The sequence below is a fragment of the Candidatus Magnetobacterium casense genome (assembly GCF_019173545.1).
In the GTDB taxonomy this organism is placed as follows: domain Bacteria; phylum Nitrospirota; class Thermodesulfovibrionia; order Thermodesulfovibrionales; family Magnetobacteriaceae; genus Magnetobacterium; species Magnetobacterium cryptolimnobacter.
Map to the genome: position 1 here is coordinate 1 of NZ_JABXWD010000119.1, position 9,541 is coordinate 9,541.

9 protein-coding genes are annotated in these 9,541 nt (G+C 46.1%); 8 read left to right on the plus strand and 1 reads right to left on the minus strand.

Going from position 1 to position 9,541, the window contains the following annotated elements; genetic code table 11:
- Window positions 1-253 precede the first annotated feature (253 nt).
- The 8 genes from HWQ67_RS08060 (at window position 254) to HWQ67_RS08095 (ending at window position 8,175) form a co-directional block, all read left to right on the plus strand.
- Entirely contained in the window at window positions 254-1,051 is a 798-nt protein-coding gene (locus HWQ67_RS08060; protein ID WP_218252172.1) for a hypothetical protein, read from the plus strand.
- A gap of 191 nt (window positions 1,052-1,242) precedes the next feature.
- Complete coding sequence (locus HWQ67_RS08065) at window positions 1,243-2,406, plus strand: P-loop NTPase fold protein (protein ID WP_218252173.1); 1,164 nt, start codon at window positions 1,243-1,245, stop codon at window positions 2,404-2,406.
- A gap of 146 nt (window positions 2,407-2,552) precedes the next feature.
- A complete protein-coding gene (locus HWQ67_RS08070) occupies window positions 2,553-2,732 on the plus strand; it encodes a type II toxin-antitoxin system HicB family antitoxin (protein ID WP_218252174.1) in 180 nt (59 codons plus the stop codon).
- Window positions 2,729-2,908, plus strand: coding sequence for a type II toxin-antitoxin system HicA family toxin (locus tag HWQ67_RS20465; protein ID WP_218252175.1), 180 nt, complete (start codon window positions 2,729-2,731; stop codon window positions 2,906-2,908). The genes HWQ67_RS08070 and HWQ67_RS20465 overlap by 4 nt, the downstream gene beginning before the upstream one ends.
- Window positions 2,909-3,269: 361 nt before the next feature.
- Window positions 3,270-5,888, plus strand: coding sequence for an NADH-quinone oxidoreductase subunit NuoG (gene nuoG, locus HWQ67_RS08080; RefSeq protein WP_218252176.1), 2,619 nt, complete (start codon window positions 3,270-3,272; stop codon window positions 5,886-5,888).
- Between the two features lie 16 nt (window positions 5,889-5,904).
- Entirely contained in the window at window positions 5,905-6,927 is a 1,023-nt protein-coding gene (gene nuoH / locus HWQ67_RS08085; protein ID WP_255317173.1) for an NADH-quinone oxidoreductase subunit NuoH, read from the plus strand.
- Window positions 6,928-6,945: 18 nt separating this feature from the next.
- The gene (locus tag HWQ67_RS08090) at window positions 6,946-7,662 is read left to right on the plus strand and encodes a NuoI/complex I 23 kDa subunit family protein (protein ID WP_218252178.1); all 717 of its coding nucleotides are present in this window, start codon (window positions 6,946-6,948) and stop codon (window positions 7,660-7,662) included.
- The gene (locus HWQ67_RS08095; RefSeq protein WP_218252179.1) at window positions 7,663-8,175 is read left to right on the plus strand and encodes an NADH-quinone oxidoreductase subunit J family protein; all 513 of its coding nucleotides are present in this window, start codon (window positions 7,663-7,665) and stop codon (window positions 8,173-8,175) included.
- A 257-nt stretch (window positions 8,176-8,432) separates the two neighbouring features.
- On the opposite strand, the gene HWQ67_RS08100 is transcribed toward HWQ67_RS08095, so the two are convergent.
- Window positions 8,433-9,506, minus strand: a complete 1,074-nt coding sequence (locus HWQ67_RS08100) for an acyltransferase family protein (RefSeq protein ID WP_218252180.1) — start codon at window positions 9,504-9,506, stop codon at window positions 8,433-8,435.
- Between the last annotated feature and the right edge of the window lie 35 nt (window positions 9,507-9,541).

Genomic DNA, 9,541 nt, shown 5'->3' on the forward strand with positions numbered 1-9,541 from the left:
AAGGGGACCAGTCCCCTTGACCCCGTAAAAATGCCACGTATTTTGTATTTAATCCAATCTAAATCTACTATAAAGTCCGAAATTAACTGCAATTATATAGTATAATCTTAGTTTATATGACAGAATAAATTAACCGTGGACTGACTATTGACAATATATTATTATTCTGTTATCATTTAGGTATAATGTTTGTTTTAATTATGAAAAGTGCAGAAATATTTAACATATTTGCAATAACCCTTGGGAGGTAGTTATGGATGATATCCAGTTATTTTTTAAGTACCTTAAGGAGAGCATGGAAGAGCATTCTGAGATTTTAGAGAGAGGTGAAGCCTTTGGTCCTCATAATTTAAAGGGTGGGCGATTTGTAAAAGAAGTTTTCCCCAGTATTGCAATGACATTACTAAACAAGTATCCATTTAAGATAAGTGAGCTTAAAAATGGTATTGACGCAGAGTACACAAATTATATGCCTAAAGGGTATGATGTTGGTCATCGACAAAGAGTTGACTATGTATTTTATGAAAATGAAGAAAAAAGAACAGAGAAAAACCCCATGTATTTTTTTGAAATAGAGTCACTAGACAGAGCTCAACTTTATCTATTCAGAGATTTGACGGAGGGCATATCCGCGAATAAATTGTGGTATTATTATGGAATAATAGTAAACAATTATGTATTTAAAAAAGATATTCCTAAATATTTTATCTGGCTTTTAATTCTTCCTGATAAAAGAGTAAGCTCATACCAAATATGGGATTCTGCAAAGTGGCGTAAAAATGATCAGACATTTTACTTCTTTTATAAAAGTTTAAATGAATTAGTGTATGAAAACCCCTATAAGTTTTATGACCATTTAATAAAAACATCCGCACGACTGTTTATTAACGAAAAACACTATATTCAAAAAAACGAAGACAGAGCATTAATAGAATTTCAAGATACGTGTGAACTTGTATTTATAACGTGTACAGGTGATAGACTAATACTATCAAGAGGGAAAAAAAATTTTGAAAACGATCAGATTGTGAATATAGCGTGGAGAGAATAAGTAGGACAGAGGTTTTTATATATAAACTTTAGGATTGAGCGCTATGTGGTCAAGGGGACTTCTTCGTGGCCAGGACAGGCACCTTGTCCCTCCATTGCAGGGTGTTCTGAATTGGGGTCAGGAGCGTCTTGGAGCGCTAAAGAGGGCGGAGCCGCTCTCAGATGTTGTAAGAAAGGGAGATTTTATCCATCATGTTACTGGACAGACCACTGAGCATTGAGACCTTATTGGACAATGAAGCACAGAGGAGACTTATAACCCCAACCCTCTCCCTGCTAGCCGACATAGCCTTATCCCATACGGGCGGGGTTCGTCTGCTGGTAAAGGGTGACTGGGGAAGCGGCAAGACTACCTGCCTGCGTGTGCTGGAGAGCTTTTACAGGGATTACTGTGCCTATCCCGTGGTGTTTACGGACAGGTGGCAGGAGGCAACCCCCCTGGCAGATATATTCCTAAAGCTGGGAGAATTGCAGGGGCTCAATCCACTTACGAAAACCAAACTCAGGCAGATATTGAGGCCAATGCTCACCCACAGCGTGTTGCTGTCGGAGACCTTCCTGACTGCCCTGATCTCACCCAACAACCACACGGCTGAGGATGCCATCAGGGTGGTTGAAGACCAGGTTGAACGGTTCACAACGGAAGGCAGAAAGATCACGGGGATATTAAGAGGCATTATCTCGGAGGTCAGGGCAGACTACGAGGCAAGCAAGACCCTCAGTGTTTACAAGAAGTGGCTGCAATACCTCCTGGACTTGCCCGTGGTGGAAAAACAAAAGAGACTGCTTGTCCTTATCCTGGACAACATTGATGGCAGCAGGTATGTTGATGTCATAGAGGCAATCAACACGCACTTTAACGCCGACGGGGTGTTGGTGGTGGCCGCCGTCAACGATGCAGAATTAGGCCCGACGGGTGTCATGTCGCTTGAGAGGGGGTTTCAGTTGAGCGTGGAGCTTCCACGCACCACCCTGAGCGACCTTCATCTGACCGGTATAAGGGCCCGCGTTACCCCCAAACAATTGGAGCACATACGGGCCGTCTTGTCGTCCTTAGACCCCTTGCCCCACAGAAAATGGATCAGGTTGCTTGACAGGCTGGAGCAGGAGGTCACATCAGGGATGGGTAAGGAGCAGAAAGCGTTTGAGCAGGTGTTTTTTGTCTCAGCGGTGAAGGAGTTGTTTCCGAGACTTGAGGTGTTTTCGCGACAGTTTCCGGGTCTGCTGGATGCTCTCTATGCCGCTGCCACGGACTCGCCTGCTTACCCCGCACTTGTCAGGGCCATCGAAATAGCACAAAGCGACACCACGTACTTCCAGTTCCCTGCCGAGGCATTCAAACGACTAAAGGCATGAAGGAAAAAAAGTGGTATAGTTAAAAACTTCAGTGATAGACATTTTACAAATCTGGATATTCGTCAGTTAAATATTGAACAGTTGCAACGTTTAATATACAAACTGACGCATATTGCTGATAAATAAGGGAGGACTACATATTGAAAATGACAATGATATACTGGAAGGATGCTAATTTTTGGTTAGGAAAACTCCTTGAACATCCTGAAATCATGACACAGGGTGAAACACTGGAAGAATTGGAAGAAAACATCAAAGATGCGTATTTATTGATGGTAATGGACGATGTGCCTGATGGATATCAGAAAAAAGAAGTTTCTATATGAAGCGCAAGGAGCTTATCAGGTACCTTATAGGTAATGGCTGTCATTTGCATCGGCATGGCTTAAGACATGATATATACTTAAATCCTAAGAATAACAAGAAACAGCCGGTTCCAAGACATAATGAAATTGAAGATACTCTGATAAAACACATAAAAAAATTCTTGGACATAGAGTGATAAGGCACTATAGCAGATTTAGAGTATCCTCTTTATATTTCATGGTAGCTATAACATTAAGGCAAGAAAGAAGGAGGGCGGCTCTGCCCCCTCCTCAGACCTCCCCTGCAAGGGGGCCAGCCCCCTTGACCCTTCTTGTAGCGTCTTGCCCTGTTTTTTTTAAGAAAATACGATTTAGATTTGATTTGAAAGCAAAATTATGTAGCTTTTTCATAGCAAATCAAGAGGACTTCTTTATGCGTGCGGTTGATGCTACTAGCTACCCCTGCCATGACAACATCGTATCTTACATCTCCCCCTTTTTTTTTAGGTGGTGTAGTTTTACTTATCTTATTGTTTCGTGTATAATATCTAAACGACAATGATAAAGCTAACGATAAATGACATAGAGGTATCGGTTGAGACGCCTGTAACGATACTGGAGGCCGCCCGTAGCGTAGGTATAAAGATACCGACGCTGTGTCACTTCAAGGGCCTGGAACCCTACGGCGGATGTCGCATGTGCCTTGTGGAGATCGAGCGGCTCAATCGCTTTCAGACCTCATGCACCGTCCATGTAACCGACGGCATGGTGGTCAGAACGGAGACGGAGGCCATACGTGCAACCAGACGTGCAATGCTCGAGTTCCTGCTCATCAACCACCCACTGGACTGCGCCGTGTGCGACAAGGCCGGTGAGTGTGTCCTTCAGGAGCTGGTCGTGCAGTACGGGGCCGCCCAAGGGAGATTCGCCGAGGGCAAGCGCACACATCCGGAGAACTTTAACGACCCCTTCATCGTCAGAAACATGGAACGCTGCATCCTGTGTTCCAGGTGCGTGCGGATGTGCAATGACGTCCAGGGGGCATATGCAATAGCGATCACGGGCAGGGGCAGCAAGTCCTTTGTGGAACCGTTTTCGGGGGGCCGCTACAACTGCGAGTACTGCGGCAACTGCCTGACGGTTTGTCCCGTCGGTGCGATCACGTCAAGGCCACATCGACACAGCTATCGCCCCTGGTACGTCGAGGGCGAGGTAAAGACGGTGTGCGGATTCTGCGGCGTTGGATGCAACATGGTGCTACAACTGCGTGGCGGATCGATCATGAGAACCATGCCCAACCTCACGGGTGGTCTCAACAGAGGACTCCTGTGCGTCAGAGGGCGATTCGGTTACGACTACGTTGACAGTGACGAGCGCCTCAATACACCGCTCATCCGAAAGAATGGCCAACTGGTGCCGGTTACCTGGCAGGAGGCCATCTCCTATGTTGCCCAAAGATTCAAGGACGTCAAAAAAGACCACGGCAGCAAAGCCATCGCAGCCATTGCCTCGCCACGCTGCACAAACGAAGACAACTATATGCTCCAGAAGTTCATGCGCTTTATCCTGGGCACCAACAATATAGATTCAACGGCACGGTTTTATTATTCCCCGGTGCAGACCTACCTGGAAAGTATGCTGGGCGTCGGTATAACGGCCAACCTGTTGCACGGTATCGAACGTTCCAATGGCGTACTGGTCATCGGAGGGGACCCCACGGCGGTCAATCCCATAATGGGAGTGCAGGTGAGACTGGCCTGGAGACACGGGGCCAAGGTCGTCGTAGTTGGCTCCCCCGGCGGACTGAAGATGTTTACGGACTACGAGGTCATCCCCTCCCTGTATGCCGAGGAGGTTGTACTGTGCTCCGTCGTCGGCAAGGTCGCAAAACGCAAGGGATTACGAGGCGAAAGCTATCTCATTGAAGATAAGATAAATGCCCTCAGACTGCCATCGGCAAAGGACCTCCAAACTGCCGGACTGACGGAGGACGTCATAGACCGTGTGGTCGATGACCTGTGTGCAATGAAGACCCCTGTTATTATCTTGGGGCAGGATATCTGTCAGGGCGAAAGGGTATCCAAAAAGGTGTTTCTGGTTGGGGCTATAACGTATCTGCTAAACGGCAGGATATTTCTGATGTCTGACCGTCCCAATTACCAAGGCGTAGTTGACATGGGTTGTGTGCCGGATATGCTACCCGGGGGCAGACCCGTTGAGTTGGGCGCCATCGAGCGCAAGATAAAGGATACCATTGGCGGCGCAATCCCCGAAGAAAAAGGACTCAACGCCTTTGAGATCATAGAACACGGACAAAGCGGCGCCCTCAAGGCACTCTACATAATGGGCGAAAATCCGGCGTTCAACTTCCCCGACAAACAAAAGACGCAAGAGGCAATAAACAACATAGATTTTGTAGTGGTTCAGGATATATTTATGACGGAAACGGCCAAACTGGCCGATGTCGTCCTGCCCGCTGCGGCGTGGTCTGAAAAGGACGGCACCTACACTAATCTCGAACGCAGGATTCAACGCCTGAAAAAGGGCAAGACGGTCTCTGCCGGCAAACCCGACTGGCGGATCGTCGCCGACGTAGCCAGGGCGCTTGGCATGAAGGAAAACTATACGGATGTGCGTGGTCTCTGGGCGGAGATAACACAGGTATCACCGCTGCACTTTGGCCTGACCTATGAAGAACTCAACACCGGGCAGACCATCTGGCCATACAACGGCAAGTCCCTCAGAACGGGTGAGATAGACTTTGACGTCGAGGGCATAGACGACCTGCCGATACCGGAGTACTGCCACAGCGAATTTCCAGGGATGCACCTCCTGCCCGAAAGACATATCTATCACAGTGGCACGATAACAACAAAGTCCAAGGCCATCCTGGGCATATATCCGGAGCCATACGTGCTCATAAACCACAAACACGCCCAGCTCTACGCCACTGATGCTACACGCCCCCTCACTGATGGCGACAGGGTCACGGTGTACACGACCGAAGGCGAGGTGGAAACCGTTGTCAAGCTCGATAAGGACGTCCCGGACTGTGTCGTGTTGATGTCCAACACGTTTGAAAAGGCAGGCAGCCTGGGGCTGTTAAACTATCACATTGATCCGGTGCTGGGCTGCCTCTGTCTGGATGCAACCGCAGTGCGGATAGAACGGGTATAGCTAAATGGATGCAGGATTGACGAAGAATTTAATATGGGATATTGGGGTTATCGTCTTTAAGATAGCCGTGGTGCTTGCCGCCGTGATGGGACATGTGGCGTATGCTACGTACTTTGAGCGGAAGATCATCGCCCGGATGCAGATGCGTCTGGGACCAATGATCGTAGGCCCCTATGGGATACTACAGCCAATTGCCGACGGAATAAAATCCTTCTTCAAAGAGGACATCATACCGACCAATGCGGATAAACCGATATTTTTCATGGCACCCGTCTTTGGACTGATGGCGGCGCTGACAACGTTGGCCGTGATCCCGTTTTATGACGGCTTTGTCATCAGCAATATAAACATCAGCCTGCTTTTTATCTTTGCGATGTCCTCGCTGGGGACATACGGGATAATCCTTGCCGGTTGGGCGTCCAACTCCAAGTACCCGTTCCTGGGTGCGTTGAGGTCCTCGGCACAGGTGATCAGCTATGAGGTCTCCCTCGGCCTGAGCCTCGTGGGAGTGATGCTCATGGCCGGCTCGCTCAATCTCACCGAAATAGTCCACGCACAACAACGATACCCCGGAGGATTGTACATCGTACCTCAAATTATCGGATTCTTTGTCTTCGTAATCTCCGCCATCGCCGAAACCAACCGAACACCGTTTGACCTGCCGGAGGCCGAAACCGAACTCGTAGGCGGCTTCTTTACCGAATACAGCGGGATGCGATTTGCACTGTTCTTCATGGCCGAGTACACGGGGATGATCATTATGTCTTCGCTGGCCGTGTTGTGTTTCCTTGGCGGATGGACGTTGCCGGCATTTGTCTTGAAACTGCTGCCGTTTCTTGGAATGGTACCGGGGGTCGTGTGGTTTTTGCTCAAGCTGTATGCGTGCATATTCTTCTACTACTGGATACGGGCAACCATCCCCAGGTACAGATATGACCAGTTGATGGCCATCGGGTGGAAGTTGTTGATCCCCCTGGCGCTGGTCAATATTATCATAACCGCATTAATGAAGCTCTGGCTCACAAATGGCCGGCTCTGAATACATCAGGAGTGCAAGGTGAATACAACAGACGAACAAGGCGATAAATACGTAAAGGTAGTTACCAGGGTAGAGCCGGACTTTTTATCAAGGTTCATCAAGACGGTGTTTTTTACGGAGATACTCCAGGGGATGAAGCTGACCCTTACGACGGCATTTAAGAAGCCCGTGACACAACAGTATCCCAAGGAAAAACGCCAGGCACGGGCAGGATTTCGCGGTATGCACGCCCTCGTGCGAGACCCCGCCACGGGTAAGGCCAAGTGTGTTGGTTGTGGCCTGTGTGCGGCAGTGTGTCCCTCCAGGTGCATCAACATCTACACGTCTGAGGGCCCCAACCACGAAAAAGTCGTAGACCGCTACGAACTCGATATCCTGAGATGTCTGTACTGTTCCCTGTGCGTGGAGGCATGTCCCTTTGGAGCCGTCGTGATGACGGAACACTATGAGTATTCCGATTATTCAAAGGAGTCGTTCTTTCTGACCATACCGACCTTGCTCGACAACTGGGACAAGTACATGGAAGGCGCTAAGGGAACCTTCTACCTCGACAACTGCTGGCGTCCAAAGACCATAGACTTTGCCACACCACAAGAACAGGCCGTCTTCAGACCCAAGGGGGCAAGTGAACCGACTCCCTCTGCCGCACCACCCGAAGTATCGACACCATCCCTGCCTCCGGCCAATACGGTTGACGAACCGTCTGCCAGTGGATCGCAGGACAAGGGGGCATAGATGATCCAAAAGGCATTCTTTCTCTATCTTGCTTCCGTGTGTGTGCTGGTGTCTGTGTTGACTGTGACACGCAGGAATGTCATGCACGCCGTGTTGTTTATGCTGCTGTTGTTTTTCCACGTGGCTGGTCTGTATTTGTTTTTGAATGCGGAGTTCCTGGCCGCCATACAGATTATCATCTATGCCGGGGCAATCATGGTGTTGTTTTTGTTTGTCGTGATGCTGTTAAATCTCAGAGAGGACGAAAAGAGTTCTCAGTACATCAGACAGTGGCCGGTGGGGTTGGTTGCCGCACTGGGTACGATGTTTGTGTTTGTAATGGCAACGTTTTCTCTCAGAACCGGAGAACACGGGGTCTGGAGCATCGACAGAATTCGGGCATTGACTCACACATCAGCGATGGGACGCGTCATGTTTACTCAGTATCTGTTGCCCTTTGAGATAGCCTCCGTGATACTGTTGGTCGCCATAGTGGGGGCCATCGTGCTGGCTAAGAAGAGACTCAAAAGTTGAGAGAACAGTACCCCATATAGCCCTCGCTTGTTTGCCTGGTCAACGACAGTCTGTAAAGTACGATGCCGGCAAGTATTGGGATTATCTATTACCTCTACAACGACACTTGCTGTCTAAACGGTTGATTTCTACGGTAATTTCAAGTAACGTCAAAACATGCAAACGGTTGATTTTGCACGGTTCGATTTCTAAACTGTCGTTGTAGGGGTATAGGGTGTGCGGAATGTCAGCTAAATAAATTGGTTGGCAGATAGTATTTATTTTACAGTTTTCATTTGAGTTTTGTCACCAAATAAAATCAAATTAATAATAGGGATATTACTTGTGATGTTCGATATCGCAAGTGTTATGGCAGATACAAATATAAAAGCTATGGCAAAATACGTATAACCATTTCCAAACCATTTTTGTGAAATAAATTGATTATAAACCGGTTGCCATATAAAATCAATTACAAAAAAATGTAACAGATATATTGGCATACCTAGTTTAGCTACCCACAGGATAAATTGATCTGAATATTTATTTTTAAAATGGCTTATCATTAAAATTAATGTAATAACTAACATAATATAGATATATCTAAATGCCATAGTATGCGATGTATATTTATAGGAAATTACTAACAGGAGTAGTAATAAAACGAGATGATAAACATTAAATTTAATCCTATTTATATTGACAAACACAACTATAATAAAACTAAGATTAAACCAAAACAAACGACCCTCTAAATGCCAATCAAATGGAAATTGTTTAAAGAAATTAACTAAAACAGGTGTTTTTATAAAGTATAATCCTATCCAAAATAATAATATAAATGCAATATATCTATACACATTAGTTTTGAAATAAATACTCGATATTTTGAAGACAACATAAGAAAAAATCTTGGCAAATAACATAGCACACAAAAACCACGAGCCACCTATGCAAAGAAATATTGTATTGTAACGATGTCCACCAGTCAAGATATGAAGATTAAATAAGCGGATACAAATATAGAAAGAGATTGTATATAATAGATTTATCGTAACAAAAGGTAGAGCAAAACGGAGACCTTGTTTTATAAAAAACTCTTTAGGATATAATAAATAATAGTCAATTTTTAAAAAAAATACTATTCCAGCAATTACAAAAAATAAATTCATATGAAACATATAAATGAAATCGGATATTACTTGCGCCCATTGTAACTTAATTACATGGTTAGGTCCAACTCTTAATATATGTCCTAATATTACTAACACTATTCCATAGGACTTGGGCATAAATAACTTACTCATTTCAACTTTATTCGGAGCGGTAAATAAAATAGTTCCATTCTCCATGGAATTCCGCTCGTTTAAGATTTATTGCTTCCAGT

Coding starts and splice junctions, on each gene's coding strand:
- HWQ67_RS08065 (WP_218252173.1), top strand. CDS start 1,243: ATGTTACTGGACAGACCACTGAGCATTGAGACCTTATTGGACAATGAA.
- HWQ67_RS20465 (WP_218252175.1), top strand. CDS start 2,729: ATGAAGCGCAAGGAGCTTATCAGGTACCTTATAGGTAATGGCTGTCAT.
- HWQ67_RS08100 (WP_218252180.1), bottom strand. CDS start 9,506: ATGGAGAATGGAACTATTTTATTTACCGCTCCGAATAAAGTTGAAATG.
- nuoG (WP_218252176.1), top strand. CDS start 3,270: ATGATAAAGCTAACGATAAATGACATAGAGGTATCGGTTGAGACGCCT.
- HWQ67_RS08060 (WP_218252172.1), top strand. CDS start 254: ATGGATGATATCCAGTTATTTTTTAAGTACCTTAAGGAGAGCATGGAA.
- HWQ67_RS08070 (WP_218252174.1), top strand. CDS start 2,553: ATGACAATGATATACTGGAAGGATGCTAATTTTTGGTTAGGAAAACTC.
- HWQ67_RS08095 (WP_218252179.1), top strand. CDS start 7,663: ATGATCCAAAAGGCATTCTTTCTCTATCTTGCTTCCGTGTGTGTGCTG.